The following is a 22,438-nucleotide window of genomic DNA, read 5'->3' as shown; positions in this document are numbered from 1 at the left end:
CTGAGCCTTTCGGGAGAACGCCACACGGTCATAGACGTCAACGGATTGCACTTCCATGCACCATTCTGCAATTGTCATTCTGCTGTTCGGGGTGGTGTTGTCCGGCCTCGGATCGGCTTTCGCCCAGGCCCCTCCGGCAGATGAGGGGGTGCAGTCGCTCGATGAACTCCTCTCCGTCCGCGTCAGCACCGCGTCGCTCTACTCCCAGCTTGCCCGTGAAGCACCTGCATCCGTCTCGATCATCGCTGCGGACGACATTGCCCGGTTCCAGATCCGCACCCTCGCCGAACTCCTGTCGCATGTGCGCAGCTTCTATGTGACCGATGACAGGAACTACGAGTATGTGGGTGTACGGGGATTCGGCCGGCCAACCGACTACAACAATCGTATCCTCCTGTTGTGGAACGGCCACGTCATGAATGACAATCTGTATTCCTCCTCCGCACTCGGTTTTGATTTCTCACCGGACCTCAATAGCGTCGAGCGCGTGGAGATCGTGCGTGGGCCCGGTTCGCCCCTCTACGGCGCCAATGCCATGCTCGCGGTCATCAACATCATCGGCAAGACGGGCGCCGAAGTGAATGGCGTCGAAGCTTCCGGGGAGTATGGCTCCGGTGCATATGCCCGGGGCTCGGTGGTGTATGGCACGCAGACCTCCAGCGGGGTGGATGCCGTGCTCTCCGGATCATGGGTGGACCGCCGCGGGTTCGATCTCTACTTCCCGGAATTCGATGCCCCCGAAACGCATGACGGTGTCGCCCGGGATGCCGATCGGGAACAGTCGATCGGTGCCACTGCGCGTTTGTCGTTCGGTGACCTCACCGTGATGGGTGTCTTCTCCAACAGAACCAAACGGATCCCCACCGCATCCTACGAAACGACGTTCGGTGACAGTCGCGCTCGCACGGAGGACCGCCGTTGGGCAGCGCAGATGGAATATGCACACGAATTCTCACCGTCCTTCCGTCTTTCCGGCAGGCTCTCGTACGATGGCTACGACTACGGAGGGGTCTATCCCTACGAGTATCTCCAGTTCGATGGCTCCTCGGGACGGTGGTGGACCGGCCGGGTTCATGTGCAATGGGATACCCATGAAGCCAACAGGTTCGATGCAGGGATCGAGTTCAGGCACAACCCCAGGGCGGATTACCGCGTGTGGACGGAGGAGATCTATGACTACTCGCGCAATGCACCTTTCGATGTTGCCTCGCTCTTCGTCCAGGATACCTACCAGATGATACCCGAGGTATCGCTTTCTCTTGCATTGCGCGCCGACCACCATAGTGTGTCGGGGTGGTTGCTCTCTCCACGCCTCACGCTGGTGGCCAACCCCGGCTCGCGCACGACCATCAAGGCATTGTACGGTGAGGCATTCCGTGCACCGAGCGTCTACGAGCTGTACTACGAAGAAGGGAACGGCCTCGTCAGCAATCCTTCTCTGCGTCCGGAGCGCGTGCGGACCTTTGAGCTGTCGGCGGAGCAACGCCTCAGCACCGTGACCTATGCCTTACTGTCCGTGTACCAGTATAGTATGTGGGATCTCATCGAGCAAACGACGCTGCAGGCGGAAGCGGTCGGCCAGCATCGGAATATCGGTTCGGTGCACGCCCGTGGCATCGAAGCAGAGATGATCACCCGGATGCCCGCGGGGCATACCGCATCACTGACCGTCGGGACGCAGTACGGCGAAGGCCTTGGCCTGCGACCCGCACTGGTCAACTCGCCGCGCACCATCATCGGACTCAGTGCCAGCGTGAAGTTTCTGGAGCGATGTGAGGTCGCGGTCAGAGCCCGGTATGAATCGGGGCGGTGGACCCTCGCAGGGGCAGAGACCGATGCTGCGGTCGTGGTCAATGCGTTCTTCAATGTTCTGCGCATCGGCGGACGCGTGGACCTTTGCTTTGCCGCACGGAACATCCTTGATGCGAGTGTTTCGTATCCCGGCGGGCTGGAACACCGGCAGGACAGGATCATACAGGATGGCAGGACGCTGGGGATGAAGGCGGTCGTTCGATGGTGATGTGCCGGATCCGACATACTGTCAGGATGATGTGCCGGCTGTGCCGTGTGGGAGCCGGAGCGCTCCTCATGGCCGGCCTGGCCGCCGCCATGACCGTGGCGGCGCAGGAGATGAGCGTCCCGCTCGATGTTCAGGTGGAGCTGATGGTGCGGTTGTTCTCCTTTGACCGCGCCATGGATGGAAGGGCGAGCGCCGGCCTGACCATTGGCATTCTGTACCAGGAACGGTACCGGGCCTCCGCGAGTGCGGCGGACGAGGTGGAGGAGCTTCTCTCGCATGCCGAGTGGGCCTCTGCAGGCCCGGCACAGATCGTCCGGATCCCATGGGAGGGGCGTGCTGCAACGGAACAACTGTTGCGTGAGAAGAAAGTGCGCATTCTGTACGTTGCCCCGTTGCGTTCGGTCGATCTTCAATCCCTCTGCGACATCTGCTCGGCACAGCAGATCCCTGCATTCACCGGGGTTGCGGACTATGTCAACGAAGGCATCCCGCTCGGCGTCGCCCGCAGGGGCGGAAGGGCGGCCATCCTCGTGAATCTGCCCGCGGCGCGGCGCGCCGGTCTCGATCTGAGTTCCCGCGTCCTCCATATCGCGGAGGTCATCGGCGAATGAACCTGACCCCGTCCCTGCTCCGGCGCCTCCCGTTGCGGTGGCGATTCGTCATCCCGACGGCAGTGGTGTTCCTGCTGATCTCAGGCTTCTTCCTGGTATTCATCCCGGCGAGCATCGAGCAGCAGGGGACGCGGGCGCTCATCGCAAAGGCCCGTGTCGTCAGCACCATGACCGCGGCGAGCGTGCTTCCCGCCCTCGTGTTCTCGGATTCCGAACAGATCGCCACGGGACTCCGCACGGCGCAGTTGAGTCCCGACCTGGTCTACGCCGTCGTCACCGACCAGAAGGGAGTGGTGCGGGGCTCCGTGGGCAAGGCGGACGCCGAGCGCTGTGACTACAGGCATACACCGCTCGATGGGCGGGAGATGGACAGGGGCCGGATCTGGCAGACCCAAACAGCGATCATCCATCATGATGAGGTGATCGGCACCCTCCACATGGGCTTTTCACGGGAGGCCATCCGGCAGGAAGGAGCCCGCATACGAAGCGAGACGGCATTGGTGATCTTCGGGGTGCTCCTTGTGGAGCTTATGCTCGTCATCGGCGTCAGCGGCGTCGTGACCTCCCACCTGGAAACGATGGCCGGCGCTGCGCATGCGGTGCGCGAAGGGAATCTCACGGTGCGCGCACCGGTGGGACCGGGAGGTGAGGTCGGCGAACTCGCTGAGGCATTCAACGCCATGCTGGACCGCCTGACGGCCGCGCAGCATGAACTGGGCGAGGTGAATCGCGACCTGGAAGATCGCGTGGCCGTCCGCACCGGTGAGTTGGAAGCCGAAGTGATCGAGCATCGCCGGACGGAAGAAGCACTGCGTATCAGCGAGGAGCGCCAGCGCCAGATCATCGACCTCGTCCCGAACCTTATCTTCGTCAAGGACGCGAACGGACGCTTCCTGATGGTGAATGCCGCCTTCGCGGAGTTCTACGGGAAGACCGTCGAAGAGATCCAGGGCGCGGACGAATCTGCACTCGGCCTGACTGACGCGGAAGTGTCGCGCTACCGCGCCGAAGACCAGGAGGTGTTGCGGTCCGGCGTACCACGGTTCGTTCCGGAGTCCAGTGCCGTGGCGGCCGACGGCTCCGAGCGCACGTTGCATTCCATCAAGATCCCGTTCACTTTCTCGCGGACCACCTCGGTGTGCGTGCTCTGCGTCACGACCGACGTCACGGCGATCAAGAATGCCGAGAAGGGCCTCACACAGTCGCTCCGTGAGAAAGACGTCCTGTTGAAAGAGGTCCATCATCGCGTGAAGAACAACCTGCAGGTCATCAACAGCCTGCTCTCCCTGCAGGCGCAGGAGTTCGTTGATCCGGTCCTCCGTGAGGCATTGATCGAGAGCCAGAATCGCATCCGCTCCATGGCAATGGTGCATGAGCAGTTGTACAGCGCGGGGGATCTGGCGGGGATCGACTTCGGCGACTATATCTCACGGCTTGCGGGACAACTCATGCGGTTGGTGACCCGCCCCGGGATCACCTATGAGGTGGAGAGCGATCATGTGTCGATCGGCATCGACGTTGCGGTGCCGTGCGGGCTGATCGTGAACGAACTCATCTCGAACGCCCTGAAACACGCGTTCCAGGGGAGGGAGAAGGGACACATCATCATCTCCCTCCACCCCTTCAATGATGAGTTCGCGGAATTCATGGTGCGCGACGACGGCGTGGGGTTGCCGGCCTCCCTCGATCCGGAAGCGGTACCGACGATGGGATTGACGCTCGTAACGAGCCTGACGAAGCAGGTCCATGGCACCCTGGCGCTGGACCGGACCGGGGGGACGGCTTTTGTGATCAGGTTCCGGCTTCGTTGAAGCGGTCAGGGGTGAAGGGGTTCCACGAGCAGTGGGATCTCCTTGCCGCTGAGCATGCCGAGCTGCATGTCGAAGCGCTCCCCGTGCACGGAGATCGTCCCCCACCCGGGCATCTGGTAGTCGCCCGTGCTGGCACGGTCGAAGCGAAGGGTGATGCCCCTGCCGAAATCAACGAGGAGCCACGTGGGCCCCTGTGCAGCGATGCGGCCGGTATCGCTTTTCGCCAGGACAAGATACAGATGGCCATCGTTCCGGAACGGGGTCGTGGTGTCGATCGGCACCAGCGTGTTGAGGGACCGGAACCTGATGGTGTTCGGGACGTGGAGGACCGCCGTGGAGAGGTCGGTAGAGGCACGGAGGGAGTCCGTCACGGGCTGGAATGAGGAAGCGCATCCGGTGAGGAGTGCTCCCAGAAGAAGCATCGGGATCATACGTGTCATGATGCAGGCACCATTCAGATGTGGCAGATCACGCATTCCCGGGCCGTTGCTGCTGCCCGGAAGGCGCGGGGTGTGCGTCTTTCGCCATTGCCGCTGACAGTTCGTGCCCGAGGTATCGGTCGACACCCGCGTGAACGAGATAGAGCAGTGGAGTGATGGCGATCGCGATCGCGAATTTATAGAGATAATTGGTGAGGCCGATCGAAAAAATCTGGCTCGCGGACAACGGGCCGTAGAATGCGATGAACAGCACGACGAACGAATCGATGAGTTGTGAGACGACGGTCGAGCCTGTAGCGCGCAACCAGAGCATCGAGCCCTTCGTGCGCTTCCGGATCTCGTGGAAGACGGCGATGTCCACGAACTGGCCAATGACGTAGGCGGTCAGCGACCCGAGGATGATCCGTGCGGAAACGCCGAACACGGTATTGAAGGCGACATCGGGCACCGGAGAGATGGCGGCAGCCGGGATCGCCATCTCGACCTGGAGGAGCACGAGCGCGAACAGGACCATCACCATCCCGAGGAGGGTGATGAAACGGATGCCTGTGCGCCCGTAGTACTCGTTGATGATGTCGGTGACGATGAACGTGATCGGAAAGGGGATAACCCCCATCGTCAGCGTGAACACGATGCCGTTACCAAGGGCCATCTGGATCAATTTGCCACCCGTGGTTTCGGCGAGGATGAGCGCCGTCAGAAAAATGGCACTGAGAACGGTGAAAAGGATGACGCGCTTGTCCATACGGTATCGGCCCTAGAGTGAATGCTGTAAGATACTAATTCTCTGACTAATCTGAAGTTAGGCGTGCCGATTTATTGATTTTCACGAAGCAAATCGATTGATTGCATCGTCGTCGAGCACAATAAGGTATCCGGTGAGAGCCCACGTCCTGTTCGTTGTCGTTCTTGTTGCACTTGGCCTGCTGATCCCGCTTGCGATCGGCTTGCGGGGCTGTGACTACTACACAACCCCCGAAGCCGAGCGTCCGTTCCACCCGCACTATGAAGAACTCAAGCCCTCGGGCGTGGAAAGCCACGGGTACGGGATCGTTGGATCGCTGATGATCATGAGCGGCGTGGGGATGTACGCCTCACGAAAGCGCCTGTCGTTCCTCAGGAATGCCGGCCCCATCCGGACATACCTGTCGGTCCACATCTTCCTCTGCCTGCTCGGCCCTTCCCTCATCATATACCATACGACCTTCAAGTTTGGCGGCCTCGTGGCTGTGAGCGTCTGGAGCATGCTTGCCGTCGTTGCCAGCGGCGTCATCGGGCGTTATCTCTACATTCAGATCCCAAAGACGATGCAGGGGCAGGAAATGACCGAAGGAGAGATGACGCGTGAGAGTGAGGCACTGCGTCAGACCCTTCTGGAAACGAGCGGCCTGTCGCAGGCAGATCTGGACCGGATGGAGGCTACGGTACATTCACGCGAAAGCAAGCGGCACACCGGGATGCTGGGTGTCCTGCTGGATGGTCTCACCTTCGATCTGCACCGCCGCCGCCAGCTCCGCATATTCCGCCAGGAACTAGAGCGGTCGCGCATCTCCGGCCAGCTCCTTGCACGGCTCTCCCATCTCGCGCTGCGGCGCTCGGTCCTCCGGCGACGGGTGGAGATGCTCGAACAGTCGCGCCGGATCTTCCATCTCTGGCATGTGATCCATCTCCCGTTCACGATCGTGATGTTCGTGATCCTTTTCCTTCACGTTGGGGTGGCTGTGGCGTTCGGCTATTGGTGGATATGGTGACATGAGAACTCTGTTCGGGGGCTTTCTTTGCGTCGTGGTCGTTCTGTCCACCGCGTCCGTCCGGGCTCAGATCTCTCCGGGCGAGCTGTCGACCGCGCACGCATCCCTGGAAGGCATGGACAAATGCACGACATGCCACAGCCTCGGCAAGAACATCGACAATGAGAAATGTCTCGGCTGTCATACGGACATCGCGGACCGGATGTCGCGCCGTGCCGGCCTCCATGGGGGCCTCCGCTCCCACAAGTGCGTGGAATGCCACAAGGAACACCACGGACGGGGGTTCAGCATCGTACGGTTCGATACGACGCATTTCGATCACGAGAGAGCAGGGTTCACCCTGACGGGGAAGCACGCGCGCAACGCCTGCGTCGCGTGTCACCGGCCGTCCAATGTCCGTGAGGAACGCATCCGGAGCAATACCGCCAGAATGAAAGCGGGGACGTTCCTCGGCCTCGGGAGAGAATGCCTGAGTTGCCACAAGGATCATCACGGAGGCCAGTTCACCAAGGCCTGCACCACATGTCACGGCCAGGAGAGCTGGAAACCTCCGACGGGATTCTCCCACGATCGGACACGGTTCGCACTCACAGGCCGGCATGAGAAAGTGGAGTGCAGCAAATGCCATCGCGCCCCTTCTCCCGGTGGGGTGATCGCGTATACCGGACTGAAGTTCGCCTCGTGCTCGTCGTGTCACAAGGACCCGCACGCAGGAAAATTCAAGAAGTCGTGCGAGAGCTGTCATTCGACCGCCGGTTGGAGCTCGGGTGTTGCAGCGCATTTCGATCATAGTACGACCCGTTTTCCGTTGCGGGGAAAGCACGCGACAACTCTCTGTGAGCGGTGTCATCGAGGCCGGGAGACCGGGAGTGCGCGGTTCGTGATCAAAGAGTTCGGGAAGTGCGTGGACTGTCACGCCGATCCTCACCGCGGCAAGTTCGTGCCGGATGGTACGACGAAGCGTTGCGAGGAATGTCATGTGGAGAGTGGTTGGAAGGATGGGAAGGCAATGACGTTCGATCATGGTGAAACCCGGTTCGCGTTGCGGGATGCCCACAAGGCCGCACAATGCGCGAAGTGCCACGGTAATGCCCCCCAGCAGTCGATAAAGGCTTCGCTGTCACAGCGCCAGACGCGCTACGAATGCGATGATTGCCATCTGGACACACATGAAAAGCAGTTCACGACGGCTGCAGGGCGCACGGCGTGTGAACGGTGCCACACCGAGCGGGCGTTCATCCCTCCTGCCTACACCGTTGCCGATCACCGGGCCTCCGGATTTCCGCTCATCGGATCACATGCGGCGGTCGCCTGCGCAGAATGTCACACACGCACGAGCATCAACGGAAGGTCCGTGAGGCGTTTCCACTGGGACCAGATGCCGGCGTGCAAAGAGTGTCATAAGGACGTTCACCGCGGCCAGTTCGACCGCATCGTGCAGAAAGGGTGCATCGAGTGCCATTCTCCCCGGTCATGGAACGAGGTGCAGTTCGGTCACGAGCGCACGCCGTTTCCGCTGACGGGGAAACACGTCGGGGTGACCTGTTCCCTGTGCCATGGCCCGGGTGGCAAGGATGCACCACTGGCGCAATGGCGGTTCGCAGGTACGTCACACCAATGTGTGGATTGTCACGGTAAGAATGTGGGGCCATTATGAGTGTGAGGACAGGGGAAGACAAGCATGCGGAGGGCATCATGCGATCAGTCATCGTGAAGTTCATCCTTGCCATCGCGGGGATCTGTCTCACGGCCATTGCCGTGCACGCGCAGGATTCGCCGCACGGCAAACTCTCCGTCGCGTGCGATCAGTGCCATGACACCGATTCCTGGAAGGTCCTGACACCGGGTGTGAAGTTCAAACATTCCCAGACGGGGTTCCCGCTGGTTGGGCAGCACGCGCAGGTGGCCTGCAGGCAGTGCCATGCAACATTGAAGTTCTCGGAGGCGACGGATCGTTGCGGTACGTGTCACACGGATGTCCATCGTAATGAGTTGGGCCCGAACTGCGAGCGATGCCATTCATCGGAATCCTGGCTGGTCCCGGATATGCCCCAGCGGCACGTCTCCACCAGATTCGCCTTGCTCGGCGCCCACCGCCGTGCACAGTGCCAGGCATGCCACACCAACGAGCAGAAGCATACGTACGCCGGCGCCCCGATCGACTGCTATAGCTGTCACCGCAACGACTATGATGCCACGACGGCGCCGGCGCACCGTGCGTCCGGTATCAACACCACGTGCGAAACGTGCCACTCGGTGTCGGCGGCGGCCTGGGGAGGGAAGTTCGATCACACCACGACCGGGTTCCCGCTGGTGGGTTCCCATGCCGCTGTTGCCTGTGCCCAGTGCCACAAGAACAACACCTTCAAAGGCCTGCCGTCACACTGCGCCTCGTGCCACACGGGCGAATACACACGCACGACCAAGCCGCCGCATCAGTCGGCAGGGTTCGGTACGGATTGTGCCCAGTGTCACGCCGCGTCTTCTTCCACCTGGACGGCGAAGTTCGATCACGCGGCGACCGCCTTCCCGCTGGTCGGATCGCACATGGCGGTGCCGTGCGCCGACTGCCACAAGAACAACGTCTACAAGGGTCTGCCATCAACCTGCTTCTCGTGTCATGCCAATGACTATAATGCAACGAAGAATCCGCCGCATCTGGCCTCGGGCCTGAGCACGGATTGCATCCAATGCCATTCGGCATCTTCGTCGGTGTGGGGCGGGAAATTCGATCATGCCACGACGGCATTCCCCCTGACCGGGCTGCATGCGACGGTCCAGTGTATGGCATGTCACAAGAACAATGTCTTCAAAGGTCTTGCTACTACCTGCAATGCATGTCATGCGGCGGACTTCACGGCAACGAAGAATCCGCCTCATCAGGCTGCCGGGTTCGGGACGGATTGCGCGCAGTGTCATACGACGACATCCTCGGCGTGGGTGTCGAAGTTTGACCACGCCACGACCGGGTTCAACCTGGCAGGCTCCCATGCGGCGGTGCCGTGCGTCGACTGCCACAAGAACAATGTGTACAAGGGGCTACCGTCGGACTGCTACTCGTGCCATAGCGCCGAGTATACGGCCACGACGAATCCTCCGCATCGGACATCCGGGTTGAGCACGGATTGTAATCTGTGCCATTCGGGCTCGGCGACCACCTGGGGCGGGAAATTCGATCACTCTGCCACGCTGTTCCCGTTGACCGGTGCGCATGTCACGGTACAGTGCATGACCTGCCACAAGAACAATGTCTTCAAGGGGCTGCCGGCGCGAACTGCTATTCGTGTCATGCCGCCGACTATGCCGCAACGACGACCCCGCCGCACCAGGTCTCGGGCCTGGGGACGGACTGCATCCAGTGCCATTCGGCGTCCTCGACGACATGGGGCGGGAAATTCGATCACGCAAGTACCGGCTTCCCGTTGAACGGTTCCCATGCTGCGGTGCCGTGCCTCCAGTGCCACAAGAACAATGTTTTCAAGGGGCTGCCGGCCGATTGCTACTCGTGCCACGCAACGGATTTCAATGGAACCAAGAATCCGCCACATCAGGCATCGGGGTTCGCGACCGATTGCGTGACGTGCCACGGCACGGGTGCGGCCAACTGGGCCGGAAGTTTCAATCACTCGCAGACCGGCTTTGCGTTGAACGGGCGGCATGTGGGCGTGGCCTGCGCCCAGTGCCACGTCAACAATGTCTACAAGGGACTGCCTTCCACCTGCGTGTCGTGTCACCAGCAGGACTACAACGCATCGACAAACCCGAATCACACGACGTCGGGTTTCCCGACGACCTGCGAAACCTGCCACTCGTCATCGGGTTGGACACCTTCGACATTCGACCACGAACCATCCTTCCCGATCTCGGCGACGGCGGTCCACCGGCCGGGACGGTGGACGTCGTGCGCGGATTGTCATACGTCGGCATCCGACATCCGGGTCTTCTCATGCATCGGGTGCCATGAGCATGCACAGAGTTCGATGGATTCCAAGCATCGTGGCAATACAAGGTATAGTTACAGCAGTGCGGCGTGCTATAACTGCCATCCGCGGGGGCGTGAGTGACCGGCATCTGGCGCTTCATAGGCGTATGCGGTATTGTGTGTGTGCTGGGCGGGGTCGGGCACGCACAACGTCAAGCGACGATCGTGAACGTGCGTGCCGCGGTGACGTATGTCTCCGGCGCCGCGGCGTACGTCGGCGCAGGCAGGGAACAACGCCTTGCGGTCGGCGATACGATCACGTTCGAGAAATCGGGCAAGGCGATCGGGCGGGGCGTGGTTGCTGCGGTCTCGGCACGTTCGTCGATGGTTCCCCTGGAAGGTGGCGCGCGTGCTGTGGCGGTCGGCGACAGCGTGACGGCCCGGCTCTGGCGCCGCCCTGAACCCGTCGTGACGCAGGGCCCGAAAGGCCGGGGCGAGTCCGGTGCCGCGCTGTCACCGCCGCTTGTCACCGGGCGCATCGCGCTGCAATATTTCGGCATGCGCTCCGCCGAGGGGTTCACGACCTCGTTGCCGACCCTGATGGCGAACCTGTCGATGCCTGCACTCTTTGGATCCCGGATCTCCTTCTCCCTGCACGGGAGAGTGTCGCGTGAGCTTGCGGATGCCTCACAACTGAATTTCTCACGGACGCGCACGAATGTCCGGATCTATGATGCCGCCTTCCGGCTCGAGCCGGCGGGCAATGGAGCAGGATTCGGCCTCGGCCGCGTGACGCCCCGGTATGCGGCGGGTCTCGGACCTCTCGATGGTGTGGAGGCCTTCGTGCGTTCCGGAAGGTTCACGACCGGCATCCTCGGCGGGTTCCAGCCGGACTATGCCAACTCGGGCATCGATACCTACCGTCAGAAGGCGGCTCTGTTCGTGAACTATGGATGGCCGAGTGCGGGGAATGGTGGTGGGGACGTCACGCTTGCCTACGGTCGCCTGATGTACCGGGGAAAACTGGACCGGGATTTCATGTACCTGCAGAGCAGCATGCGGCTCGGGTCGGCGTTCTTCCTGTATCAGTCCACGGAGATCGACATCGTCGGCCTCGACGGCGCTGCCCGGACGAGCAAACCACGTTTGACGAACACGTTCGTGAATATCTCCGTGTCTCCCACCGACTGGCTTACGCTGGATGGCGGATACGATGCCACACGTATGGTGTACTATCTTGAATCCATGAACGTCCGGTCCGATACCATTATGGACAATACCGTCCGGCAGGGGATCCGCGGCGGAATGATGATCCGCCTGCCGGCGCGCATCCAGATCGGCGGACGGATCAACGTACGCCCACGGATCGCGGATCTCCGGACATCGCGGACGATCATTGGCACATTCAGGATGGGGAATATTCTGCAGACGGGGGCGAGTCTGGGATTGATGGGTGCGACCATCAAGGGGACGTATGCGGATGGTACGAACTTCTCAGGGAACATCGACTATTCGTTCCCGTCGGGATCATCGCTGACCTTGAGTGCGGAGCAGTATGCGTACACGCTGTTCCGATCAAAAGAGAAGCAGACGACAACGACGGCGAGTCTCATGCTGCAGATGATCCTCGGTTCACGGTGGTACCTGTTCGGCGGGTTCGACCAGGTCTGGGAGAATGACCGTCCCCTTCAGAGGATCATTGCCGAGTTGGGGTTCCGACTCTAAGGAGCACCGTGGAATCACTTCTGACCATTGCGATAGCATTCGCGATCATTGCCGTTTCGGTGATCCCGTATTACCGGCGCCAGCGCCGGAAGGAAACGGACGCGAAGAACCGGATGCGCGAGCTGAAGATGACCGGCCTCGATGTTGCGGGCGGGATGCATCCGCGCATCGATGCGCTCCAGTGTATCGGCTGCGGGAATTGTGTCATGGCCTGCCCCGAGGAGAATGTTCTGGGGATCGTCGAAGGAACCGCCGTCCTCCTTCATGGGGCCAAATGTGTCGGCCATGGCCGGTGCGCCGACGCCTGTCCGGTAGGCGGGATCAACCTCGTGTTCGCCCCTCCGGGCCGCAATGCGGAGCTTCCCGTCCTGAATGACCGGATGGAGACCACGCGGCCGGGGATCTTTGTCGCGGGTGAACTGGGCGGCATCGGGCTCATCCGCAATGCGGTCTCCCAGGGCGTGCGGGTCGTCGGGGAGATCGCGGCCGATCCGACCCGGGCAAGCGGCGACATGTATGATGTGGTGGTCGTCGGCGCTGGTCCCGCGGGCCTGACGGCCTCTCTCGCGGCGCAGGAAGCAGGCCTCCGCTATGTCGCGCTGGAACAGGAGACCATCGGCGGGACCATTCTGCACTATCCCCGGCGGAAGATCGTCCTCACATCCCCGTTCGAACTGCCGCTCTGGGGGAAGGTGAAATTCTCCGAGGTCTCCAAAGAGGAACTCCTGTCGCTCTGGGAGCGGATCCTGCAGAAAACGAAGTTGAATGTGCATACGAATGAGAAGGTGCTCGCGGTAGCCGGCGATCCTGGCGGCTACGAAGTGCGAACGCCCGTAGGATCATACCGGACCAGGTACGTCGTGCTGGCGCTCGGGCGACGTGGCACGCCCCGCAAACTCGGCGTGACGGGTGAGGAGCAGGGAAAGGTGATGTATCGCCTTCTGGATGCCAGTTCGTATGAAGGAAGCGACATCCTCGTGGTGGGCGGGGGAGACAGCGCCGTGGAAGCCGCGGTGGGGTTGTCCCTCCGGGCAAGGAACCGTGTCACGCTGTCCTATCGTCGCGAGGCCTTTTCACGCATCAAAGACCGGAACAAGAAAGCGATCGATGAGGCCGTCAGCCGCAGCCTGGTCCGTCTGGTGTGGAACTCCGGTGTGCGCGAGATCCTGCCGGAGCAGGTCCGCCTCGAGATAGCCGGAAGTGAGGAGACAGTACGGAACGACTACGTGTTCATCTTTGCCGGTGGTGAGCTGCCGTTCGCATTCCTGAAAGAGATCGGCGTCGGGTTCCAGATGCAGGACGCGTGATGCATGCAGGCAGCAGAGAGCTGAATTCAGATATCTGATCGGGAAGCCCATCATCTCAGCAGCGTCATGCTTCTGAAGACGGCCCATGGATCTGCAGCCATTCCGCACCAGTACATCCCGCAGGGCAGTCCCTCCGCATCGTTGAATCTCAGCGGCATTCTCAATACATTCCATGATCCGTCCCACGATCATGGTCCCTCATGCGTGCACATGTCATTTCCATTTCCGTTGCACTAACGCTTGTCCTGGCGATCGTTGCGCTCGTTGTGTTCGATCGCGTGAGTGTCGGTGGGGACGAAACGGATGGCATTGTCCGCGTCTACTATGCCGATAACATCTCGCCGGCGCACCAGAGCGTCATCGACCGGTTCAATGCGCTGCATCAAGGCCGTGTCGAAGTGGTTCCTGTCAACCTGCCGTTCGAGAAGTTCAGCACCAATGAACGGAAGGAATTGTTGGCCCGCTCGCTGAGGAATAAGAGTGACCGGCTGGACATCTTCACCGTGGACCACATCTGGGTGGCTCGATTCTCGCGTTGGTGCGAGCCTCTGGACAGTCTCATCTCTGCGGATGACCGTTCGGCCGTTCTTCCCCAGGCACAGGAATCATGTTTCTTTGATGGCCGTTTGATGGCCATTCCGATGTACATCGACATCGGACTGCTGTACTATCGGGCGGACCTCATGCGTCGGCTACGGCCCGACCCCGCGTTCGAGGCCAGGCTGCGCGCGTCGCTCACCTGGGACGAATTCCGGGCGGTTGGCCGCGATGCGAGAGCAAGGGGTTGGCCGTTCTACTTCTTCCAGGCGAACGATTATGAAGGGTTGACATGCAACTTCTTTGAATTGATCGCCGGTCAGGACGACCGGTTCTTCACGCGCCGGCCCATCGATTTTGAACGTCCCGAGCCACGCCGGGCGTTGGGAATGCTTGTGGATTTTGCTGCCGTGGACGGCATCAGCCCCCGGGAGGTCTGCGAGTTCGACGAGATCCAGAGCTACACGCACATGCTGGAACGCAACGGCGTTGCGGTGCGCGGATGGCCGAACTTCCTGGAAAAATATCGCCGCTGGTACGCGGACACGCTGAAGCTGGACCTTGTGCAGCGCGCTCCGTTGCCACATTTCACAGGGCGCCGGCCGGTGAGTGTGTTCGGAGGATGGAACTTCATGGTCTCGCGCTTCAGCGCACGCAAAAAGGAGGCGGTGGAGCTGGCACGCTTTTTTCAGCGCGTGGACATGCAGAAGATCCTGTTCGAAGTGGGCGGCTACATCCCGACGAATATGGAGGTGTATACCGATCCCGCCTACATGCAGCGTCATCCGATCCTGCAGTACTATGCCGGGTTGATCGGCAACGGGTTCCACCGTCCGGCACTTATGGAATACACCAAGTTGTCGGACATCGTGTCACGTGCTGCCAATCGCGCGGTGAAGGGTGAGATCAGCATTGACAGCGCTCTCCACGACATGAATACACAGATCCGCGCCGCGGGCGCGATGCAGTGAGAAGGGCCGGGTCATGAGCAGCGAAACGATGCGGGCGGGCATGGCGGGTCATCTGCGAGCCTACCAGTTCGATCTGAAACACGTGACTGTGCTGTTCATTGTCCTTCTGATCTTCCAACTGGTTGTCTCTATCCTCCATAAGACCTCGGTGGCAAAGTTTCTCGGGCACACCCAGGAATGGTACCAGCAGGATTCCGCCGAACGCCTTGCGAACCTCACCGCAACATCGCTGGAGCTGCAACTCGAGGGGTATGGTGGCGAAGCAGATCCGGGGTCGCGAGAGGGCCGCCGGATCATCCAGGGCTTGAATATCATCCTCAGCCAGCAACTCCTCAATCAGAACGTCCGCGAGGTCTGCGTCATTGTTCCGGTCCAGGGCAGCCTTGCCGCGATCGATGACGGTCATACCCTCTACGAGTATATGTTCCTCGGCAGGCGGGAACTGCCCTCGACCGCGATCGATCACCATGCTGCCATCGCGCTCTACCGGGAGCACGAGCAGGAGTTCAGGAGCAGTGAGCAGATCCGGGCGATCGTCGAAGGGAAGCAGACCTTTCATGTCTATGTGCCATTCGTTGTGCGCGGAGAGTTCACCGGCGCTGTGTACATGAAGAACACTCCCGACTTCAGCTTCCTGTCCCGCGAGATCATCACCAATTACGACGAGATCGCCCTGACATTCTCCGCCCTTATCCTCTTCGGGTTGCTGGCCATGTTCTACGTCTCCTCGTACACGCTCCGCCAGCGCAACGAAGCCCAGGCCCAGCTCTTTCAAAAGGAGAAGGAGCATCTCGCCGAGCAGATCCATCACGAGAAAGAGCTGCTGTTCACCAAGCGCATCTACCACACGCACCACAAGGCGGAAAAGATCATGGGGTTCATCAAAGAGGACCTCCGGAACCTGACCGCCGGGACGATGGAGGGAGTGAAGTACCGGGTGACGCGCTATTCGAACTTCGTGGCGCGCGTGATCTACGACATGAAGTGGTTCGATCCACCCCTGCAGACCATCCGGAGCCCGATCTTCCACACGGACGTGAATGAAGTCATTCGTTTCCTTGTGCAGAACGTCTTCCTGCGGATCGCGCACAGCAGGGATCGGGTGAAATTCGACTTTGTTCTGGACCCCGCGTTGCCTCCGGTGCATATCAATGAATATGTGGTGTGGGAGGTGATAGAACCTATCATCCAGAATTCCATCGAGCATGCGGATGCCGCGTCGATCGTCGTCACCATCAGCACGTCCTTTGATGCCGCGAGCGGTACAGGGACGATCCGGATCGCCGATGACGGCAGGGGGATCGAACCCTGGTTGCTGGAACGCGACGACCAGGGGGTCCCCAGGATCTTCCGGGAGCAGAGCAGCACCAAAGGGACCGGCGAATCGGAGCACGCGGGGTATGGCTGCTATCTCGCCTATGAGATCGCCCGCCAGCGCTGCGGATGGTCGCTCGAAGCCGGGAATCTGGCCGGCGGCGGATGCGCGTTCACCTTCACCTTCACGGCATGACAGCAGAGCAGGAGACCACGAGTGACTACCCCGACACGCATCCGCACATTGCTCATCGAGGACGAAGAGTACGACGTCCGGAGGGTGCACAATACGCTCAGGCCGTATGCCCACCTGATCCAATGCGACGACCTGGTGTCGGATGGCTACACGGCGCTGGAGCTGCTCCGCGCGCATCCGGGCGCGTTCGATGTTGTGATCATGGATTTCCAGATCGCGGGTGGACTCATGGGGGAGCGTCTCATCACCGCGATCAAGACGAACGATCCGTCGGTGCAGGTGATCGTGGTGACCAAGATGACCGTGAACGTGGCCGATGTGGAGTTCGCGAACCGGCTCATGACCGCCGGGGCATTCTGGTACTGCACCAAATACCCGGGCGATATCGAGGCGCACATCTATCAACCCACCGACTTTGTGCTGAGCATCCTGAATGCGGCGAATAAGTGCCGCCTCGAACGCCAGCAGCAAATAAGCAACCGCAAACTGATGCGCAACGTCGAGGCGATCCTGGGGCAGAAGACCATGATCGGCACCTCCACGATGCTCCGGACCCTTGTCGAGGAGGTGGACCGGTGTGCGCGGAGCGATGCGAGCGTGCTCATCACCGGCTCGTCGGGCACAGGCAAGGAGCTGGTGGCGACGAACATCCATTATCGCAGCCGGCGGAAGCTCGAGAATTTCGTGGCGGTGAACTGCGGCAGCATTCCCCATGAACTGGTGGAAAGCGAGTTGTTCGGATATGTCAAGGGCGCGTTCACCGGTGCCAACACCACAAAAGCGGGGTTGTTCGAAACGGCGAGTGGGGGATCGCTCTTCCTCGATGAAGTGAGCGAACTGCCGCTTGCAGCCCAGGTCAAGCTCCTGCGCGTACTGCAGGAGGGAGAGATCGAGAAGATCGGACGCACGGGCCGCGTAGCGGTCGATGTGCGGATCATCGCCGCCTCCAACAAAGACCTGCGCATCGAGGTGGAAGAGAGGCGGTTCCGCGAGGATCTCTTCTTCCGGTTGAACGTGCTGCCGGTCTACGTCCCTTCGCTTCGTGAACGTCCGGAGGACACTGTCGCCTTGCTCCACCACTTCCTGCAGTCGTACGCGGTGGATATGGGGCGTCAAGTCCCCGGGCTGAGCGCGGAAGGGCTTCGCCTGCTCCAGGCATACACCTGGCCCGGCAACGTCCGGGAACTGATGAATGTGATCCAGCGGCTGTTGCTCCGCGTGGAGAACGTGATCACGGAGTACGACGTGCGTGAGGCCCTCGGCCCCCACGGGCAGGTGTCGCACACGAGCGACGGGCTGCTCATCGATTTCGGCGGGACAGGTGACCTTCCGTCGCTCCGCGAGATGGAGCGCGTATTCCGTGAGCGGTACCTGCTGTTCGTCCGTCAGCAGTCGCAATCCGACGCCGAGGCAGCCAAGCGCCTTGGCCTCGCCCCCCCCAACTATCATCGCATGTGCAAGGAACTGGGCATCAAATGACCACCCGCAACCGTCAGAACCTTTTCCGTGGCATCCTCATTGTTACCCCTCTGTTGCTGATCGGGCTTGCCGAAATCATCTTCCGTGTGGCGGGGATCTGGGCGCCGGAACCGGTGATCGTTGAAGTGCCGGGTACGTCCGGGCAGACCATCGAATTCAACATCCATGCGGGCCGCCGCTACTTTTCGGACCGCCAGACAGCCGTCCCGATGCTCGCGCCTGAGGTCTTCCCGAAGTCCAAGACCTCCACCACATTCCGCATCCTCTGCCTCGGTGAGTCGTCGACTGCCGGGTTCCCGTACGATTGCCAGGTCCCATTCCCGTGGCAACTGGGGCGCATTCTCACGGAAGCATATCCCGACAGAAAGATCGAAGTACTCAATGCCGGGATGTCAGCGATCAGCAGCTATGTGATCGTGGACATGCTCCCGGAGTTGCTTGAAGCCGGGCCGGATCTCGTGCTCGTCTATGCCGGCCACGATGAGTTCTACGGCGCGTATGGAAGTGCATCAGCGCTCTCCCGCGGGAATAACGACCTGCTCGTCAGGGCGTCGCTTGCGGTCCAGAAAACTCATGTCGGGCAAATGATCCGCCGCACCATCGACGCGCTCCGGCCGGAGCCGCCCGACAGTACCCCGGCCGATGCCCTGATGCAGCGCGTCGTCGGGGATCAGAATATCGCCCTTGGTTCGCCACAGTACCTTGCTACAATGGAGGCCTTTCGGAAGAACCTGGGCAGGATCGCCGATGCATGTGCGGCGCGCAAGGTCCCGGTCCTGTTCTCTACAGTGGTCAGCAATGATCGTGACCTTCCTCCCTTTGCAGGCACCGGAGGTGACTCCCCGGCGCGCGTTCGCGAGCTGCTGCAGGCGGGCGATAAAGCGTTGAAGAGCGGCGATGCCACGCGCGCTGCGCGGGGATACGCTGATGTGCTGGCGATCGATCCCACCAATGCCGATGCGCTGTACGGCTCAGCACGCCTTCTCTTTGCGGCCGGCGACAGCAATGGAGCACGGAAGAGGTTTCTGGATGCGCGCGATCACGACCAGATGCGCTTCCGGGCGTCCACCGGGGCGAATGAGATCATCGCTGCGGTGGCGAAAGAGAAAGGGGCGTGGCTGGTGGATCTCGAGGACATCCTCTCCGCGCGTTCGCCGGCCCGTACCATCGGGCGTGAGTGGATCTGTGACCACCTCCATCCGGATGCCCGCGGGTATTATATGCTCGCTGTGGCGTTCTCTGTGGGCATCCAGCGTATGCACCTGCTCCCTGCACCGGCACCGGGATTCAGGTTGCGTCAGGACCCGTACGGGGTGACGCCCCTTGATCGTGCGATCGGGCTCGCGAAGGTCAGCCCGACCATGCGCCGTTGGCCGTTCACACCGGAGACGGTCACACCCGATACAGCACTGGCACATGAGGACAGCGCGTGTGCCCGTATCGCCATGGAGTACGTGCGCACTCATGGCGTGTGGTCGCGCGCGCATGCAGACATGGCACTGTCATGGATGCACCGGAAGCATTGGGAGGCGGCACGCCGCGAATGTGAAGCCATCGCGCTGTTCGTGCCGGCCGATCCCTGGCCGTATCGGATGATGGCGGAGACATACCGTCAGCAGACGCGGTGGGACCTCTGTGCGGAGGCTCTGGAACAGGCGGCCCACCGTTCACGGCAGCAGGGGATGTTGCTCTACGAACTCGGGCTGGCCCGCATGCAGAGTGGCGATACGCGTGGTGCCATCGACGCCCTGACAACGGCGGTACAGGCCCCGGAGTTCTCACGCGATGAGCGGGCGAATGCGCGGTACCATCTCGCCGGCTTGCTCGCCGATGATGGCCGGCCGGACGAAGCCAAACGGGTCCTGCGATCACTCCTCACGGACCTGCCATCGTTCGAGCCAGCGCGCATTCTTCTTGCACGATTGGAAGGGATACAACAATGAGAACCCGCCTGCTCGCAGGTGCCCTCTTTCTTACCGTTGTCATGGCCTGGCAGGAATGTGCCGCCCAGAAGCCCTATCGAGGGGCCGAGTACAGGACCATTGCGACCATGACCTACGGCCGGTTCGAAGTGCGGATGCGCACCGCCGGTGTCTCCGGCATGCTCTCCTCCTTCTTCACCTACTACGATCCTGCATCGCCATGGAATGAGATCGACATCGAGAATATGGGGCGCTACACGAACGAAGTACAGTACAATACCATCGTCCCAACGCAGGCAGACAACCACGTGGAGCGGCAGATGGTGCAGTTCGATCCCCATGCCGGTTTCCATACGTATACGATCGATTGGACACCTGCGTACGTTGCGTGGCGCATCGACGGAGATGAGGTATGCCGGCAGACCGGCACACACATCGGCCTTCTGACCAAAGCGCAAAAGCTCATGATGAATATCTGGCAGCCGAACTATGTTGACTGGGCCGGCCCATTCTCCGCGGCACAGCTGCCGGTGTATGCATACTACGACTGGGTGAAGTACTACAGGTATACGCCTGGCAGCAATGATGATTTTACGCTGGAGTGGACCGATGACTTCACGTCCTTCGATGGGGGGCGCTGGCAGAAGGCCACCCACACCTGGGACGGGAACAACGCACAATTCGTTGCCGAGAACGCCGTGCTCAGGGATGGGCACCTGATCCTGTGCCTCACCAGCAACATCGCCAGCGGGTTCCGTGGCACCATCCCGACGGGCGATGCGCAGGCTCCGTTCCCGGTCGGGGCATGGGGATACGACTCGACGATCGTCGTCCGGTTCTCGGAGCCCGTGGACCCGGTGACCGCGCAAACAGCATCCAACTATTTCGGCGGTTCCGCTCTCACATTCAAGAGTGCTGCGCTCCGGGCCGACGGCAGGACGGTGGATGTCGCCGTGTCCGGCATGGACCTGGCCTCCCCGTTCATGCTCTTCACACAGAACATCAAGGACCTCGCCACGCCCGCGAATGCCATGCCGGTAAACTCATTCCGGGTCGTCATGCCACGCACGCTCCCGATCCGGATCGATGTCGGCGGTGATGGTGCCGGTGCATATCTTCCGGATTCCTCATGGACCGCGGTGAAGCTTTACGGATCGGTTGGCGGAGTGCGTATCGCCATTCCGTCCGGCACAGCTATCGACAATGCGATGGAACCCGGGATGACGAGGTCCACGCTCAGAGGGATCTCGGGATATCACGTGCGTGTACCGAATGGACGGTACAGGGTGACAATGTTCTTTGTCGAAGATAGGTATGGCGAGGCTGGCAAACGCGTCTTCCGCGGCTTCGCCGAAGGACGGTTGGCATTCTCTGATCTTGACCTTTTCAAGAGTGCGGGTGTCAGGGACCAGCAGGTGGCCGTTGAGGCTGCCGGCGTGGTGCTGACGGATAACATGCTCGATCTGACGTTCACGGCATCGGTGGACTCGACAACGCTCTCAGGGCTTCTGATCGAGAGGGAGGGCGGGTCTCTCATCATGAAATAGTATCCCCTCTGATAACCGTCGTGTTATCAGTTTGATAATGAAGGGTGCCGTGTCCCCTGGGAAGCACCCTTTGCCGACTATTTTCTGCAGTTTCAAATATGGCACAGTCCGTGCAAGTATATCCGTGCACGGCACAGGCACACCCCTCTCTCCGGATGCCTCTCCGTCTTCCCGTCTCACGTGATCAAGCATTGCGTCAGGATCCTTCTGCATGAAGCGATGTCGCCGTTTGCTTCTTGCGACGGTTCTCATTGTCGGGTTCGTTCCGCCTTCGGCTGCACAGGTCGCGCGCATTCCGGCGACGCTGGCGCCTGTCGCGTTCGACGGTGCCACAAGTTTCACAGGTAACATCCACGACGTCTATCCGGACTTCCCGGCGCGCTTCAGTGGTGTGCGGGCTGAAGCGATCTCGAAAAGCACCGGCGGAATTGTCGATGTCACGATCAGTGTGTGGAACAGTTCCGGCGTTGCCTGGAATGTCCGGATCGTCGTGGAGGCCTGTGAATCATCCCGATCTTTCCGAAGCCCGTCTATGAATGCAAATGGAAGACGAGAGCCGAGGCCGTGGCGATCGACACATGCGTGAAGTTCGGCAGGCCGTTCGACGGTTGCCCCTCGATTCGCGGCGGGTGCAGGTTCATCGGCCGCACTGAGTCGGAAGAGTCCCTCTCGGTCGGCGTGGGACAGCAGACCGTTGGCCCGATCGCCCCTTCGGCCGGCCACTGCTGCGCGAGTTTTGGATGCTTGAATACCACCTGGAAGATCTGCATTTTGAGGGGGTTCTGATCAAATCCTCCCTCCGGACCATCATATGGGGTGATGGCACGGAGCGGAACACATCACCACTGACGGATCATCAACGAACGTGAAACTTTTCCGGCCTTT

17 protein-coding genes are annotated in these 22,438 nt (G+C 60.9%); 15 read left to right on the top strand and 2 right to left on the bottom strand.

Translation table 11 applies throughout. The features are described from left to right. Positions 1-55: 55 nt before the first annotated feature. The 3 genes from IPI01_07865 (at position 56) to IPI01_07855 (ending at position 4,442) form a co-directional block, all read left to right on the top strand. Positions 56-2,020 carry a TonB-dependent receptor gene (locus tag IPI01_07865; protein MBK7257705.1) on the top strand — a complete coding sequence of 655 codons (1,965 nt, stop codon included), beginning with the start codon at positions 56-58 and terminating at the stop codon, positions 2,018-2,020. Between the two features lie 68 nt (positions 2,021-2,088). Next, a complete protein-coding gene (locus tag IPI01_07860) occupies positions 2,089-2,631 on the top strand; it encodes a DUF4154 domain-containing protein (protein MBK7257704.1) in 543 nt (180 codons plus the stop codon). Further along, positions 2,628-4,442, top strand: coding sequence for a HAMP domain-containing protein (locus IPI01_07855; protein ID MBK7257703.1), 1,815 nt, complete (start codon positions 2,628-2,630; stop codon positions 4,440-4,442). The genes IPI01_07860 and IPI01_07855 overlap by 4 nt, the downstream gene beginning before the upstream one ends. A 5-nt stretch (positions 4,443-4,447) precedes the next feature. Here the strand turns inward: IPI01_07855 and IPI01_07850 are convergent, their stop codons facing one another. Both IPI01_07850 and IPI01_07845 read right to left on the bottom strand, forming a co-directional pair. Then, positions 4,448-4,882 carry a hypothetical protein gene (locus IPI01_07850; protein MBK7257702.1) on the bottom strand — a complete coding sequence of 145 codons (435 nt, stop codon included), beginning with the start codon at positions 4,880-4,882 and terminating at the stop codon, positions 4,448-4,450. A 28-nt stretch (positions 4,883-4,910) separates the two neighbouring features. Beyond that, a complete protein-coding gene (locus IPI01_07845) occupies positions 4,911-5,627 on the bottom strand; it encodes a queuosine precursor transporter (protein MBK7257701.1) in 717 nt (238 codons plus the stop codon). Positions 5,628-5,760: 133 nt separating this feature from the next. Between IPI01_07845 and IPI01_07840 the strand changes: the two genes are divergently transcribed. The 12 genes from IPI01_07840 (at position 5,761) to IPI01_07785 (ending at position 22,139) form a co-directional block, all read left to right on the top strand. After that, complete coding sequence (locus IPI01_07840; GenBank protein MBK7257700.1) at positions 5,761-6,633, top strand: hypothetical protein; 873 nt, start codon at positions 5,761-5,763, stop codon at positions 6,631-6,633. Position 6,634: 1 nt separating this feature from the next. Beyond that, positions 6,635-8,290: a hypothetical protein gene (locus IPI01_07835; protein ID MBK7257699.1), complete on the top strand. Its 1,656-nt coding sequence runs from the start codon at positions 6,635-6,637 to the stop codon at positions 8,288-8,290. A gap of 38 nt (positions 8,291-8,328) precedes the next feature. Next, positions 8,329-10,059, top strand: a complete 1,731-nt coding sequence (locus IPI01_07830; protein MBK7257698.1) for a hypothetical protein — start codon at positions 8,329-8,331, stop codon at positions 10,057-10,059. Beyond that, on the top strand, positions 10,056-10,697 hold the full coding sequence (locus tag IPI01_07825; protein ID MBK7257697.1) for a hypothetical protein: 642 nt from the start codon (positions 10,056-10,058) through the stop codon (positions 10,695-10,697). The genes IPI01_07830 and IPI01_07825 overlap by 4 nt, the downstream gene beginning before the upstream one ends. Beyond that, positions 10,694-12,280 (top strand): hypothetical protein, encoded by a 1,587-nt coding sequence (locus IPI01_07820; GenBank protein MBK7257696.1) that lies wholly within the window; start codon positions 10,694-10,696, stop codon positions 12,278-12,280. The genes IPI01_07825 and IPI01_07820 overlap by 4 nt, the downstream gene beginning before the upstream one ends. Positions 12,281-12,288: 8 nt before the next feature. Further along, positions 12,289-13,587 carry an NAD(P)-binding domain-containing protein gene (locus IPI01_07815; GenBank protein MBK7257695.1) on the top strand — a complete coding sequence of 433 codons (1,299 nt, stop codon included), beginning with the start codon at positions 12,289-12,291 and terminating at the stop codon, positions 13,585-13,587. A 200-nt stretch (positions 13,588-13,787) separates the two neighbouring features. After that, complete coding sequence (locus tag IPI01_07810) at positions 13,788-15,095, top strand: extracellular solute-binding protein (protein MBK7257694.1); 1,308 nt, start codon at positions 13,788-13,790, stop codon at positions 15,093-15,095. Positions 15,096-15,123: 28 nt separating this feature from the next. After that, a complete protein-coding gene (locus tag IPI01_07805) occupies positions 15,124-16,605 on the top strand; it encodes a sensor histidine kinase (protein MBK7257693.1) in 1,482 nt (493 codons plus the stop codon). A gap of 21 nt (positions 16,606-16,626) precedes the next feature. Beyond that, on the top strand, positions 16,627-18,084 hold the full coding sequence (locus IPI01_07800) for a sigma-54-dependent Fis family transcriptional regulator (GenBank protein MBK7257692.1): 1,458 nt from the start codon (positions 16,627-16,629) through the stop codon (positions 18,082-18,084). After that, positions 18,081-20,027 carry a tetratricopeptide repeat protein gene (locus IPI01_07795; GenBank protein ID MBK7257691.1) on the top strand — a complete coding sequence of 649 codons (1,947 nt, stop codon included), beginning with the start codon at positions 18,081-18,083 and terminating at the stop codon, positions 20,025-20,027. Before IPI01_07800 ends, IPI01_07795 begins: the two co-directional genes overlap by 4 nt. After that, positions 20,024-21,553, top strand: coding sequence for a family 16 glycosylhydrolase (locus IPI01_07790; protein MBK7257690.1), 1,530 nt, complete (start codon positions 20,024-20,026; stop codon positions 21,551-21,553). The genes IPI01_07795 and IPI01_07790 overlap by 4 nt, the downstream gene beginning before the upstream one ends. A 211-nt stretch (positions 21,554-21,764) precedes the next feature. Then, entirely contained in the window at positions 21,765-22,139 is a 375-nt protein-coding gene (locus IPI01_07785) for a hypothetical protein (GenBank protein ID MBK7257689.1), read from the top strand. Positions 22,140-22,438: the final 299 nt, after the last annotated feature.

Source organism: Ignavibacteriota bacterium, assembly GCA_016707525.1.
Taxonomy (GTDB): Bacteria; Bacteroidota; Ignavibacteria; order UBA10030; family UBA6906; genus JAGDMK01.
Note: the sequence above shows the minus strand (reverse complement) of the source record. Positions and strands in the feature narration are given on the sequence as shown.

Excerpts from the sequence above, each read along its gene's own strand:
- IPI01_07850 (MBK7257702.1), bottom strand. The coding sequence starts at position 4,882 with ATGACACGTATGATCCCGATGCTTCTTCTGGGAGCACTCCTCACCGGA.
- IPI01_07860 (MBK7257704.1), top strand. The coding sequence starts at position 2,089 with ATGGCCGGCCTGGCCGCCGCCATGACCGTGGCGGCGCAGGAGATGAGC.
- IPI01_07785 (MBK7257689.1), top strand. The coding sequence starts at position 21,765 with ATGAAGCGATGTCGCCGTTTGCTTCTTGCGACGGTTCTCATTGTCGGG.
- IPI01_07795 (MBK7257691.1), top strand. The coding sequence starts at position 18,081 with ATGACCACCCGCAACCGTCAGAACCTTTTCCGTGGCATCCTCATTGTT.
- IPI01_07810 (MBK7257694.1), top strand. The coding sequence starts at position 13,788 with ATGCGTGCACATGTCATTTCCATTTCCGTTGCACTAACGCTTGTCCTG.
- IPI01_07830 (MBK7257698.1), top strand. The coding sequence starts at position 8,329 with ATGCGATCAGTCATCGTGAAGTTCATCCTTGCCATCGCGGGGATCTGT.
- IPI01_07805 (MBK7257693.1), top strand. The coding sequence starts at position 15,124 with ATGCGGGCGGGCATGGCGGGTCATCTGCGAGCCTACCAGTTCGATCTG.
- IPI01_07865 (MBK7257705.1), top strand. The coding sequence starts at position 56 with ATGCACCATTCTGCAATTGTCATTCTGCTGTTCGGGGTGGTGTTGTCC.
- IPI01_07845 (MBK7257701.1), bottom strand. The coding sequence starts at position 5,627 with ATGGACAAGCGCGTCATCCTTTTCACCGTTCTCAGTGCCATTTTTCTG.
- IPI01_07835 (MBK7257699.1), top strand. The coding sequence starts at position 6,635 with ATGAGAACTCTGTTCGGGGGCTTTCTTTGCGTCGTGGTCGTTCTGTCC.
- IPI01_07855 (MBK7257703.1), top strand. The coding sequence starts at position 2,628 with ATGAACCTGACCCCGTCCCTGCTCCGGCGCCTCCCGTTGCGGTGGCGA.
- IPI01_07790 (MBK7257690.1), top strand. The coding sequence starts at position 20,024 with ATGAGAACCCGCCTGCTCGCAGGTGCCCTCTTTCTTACCGTTGTCATG.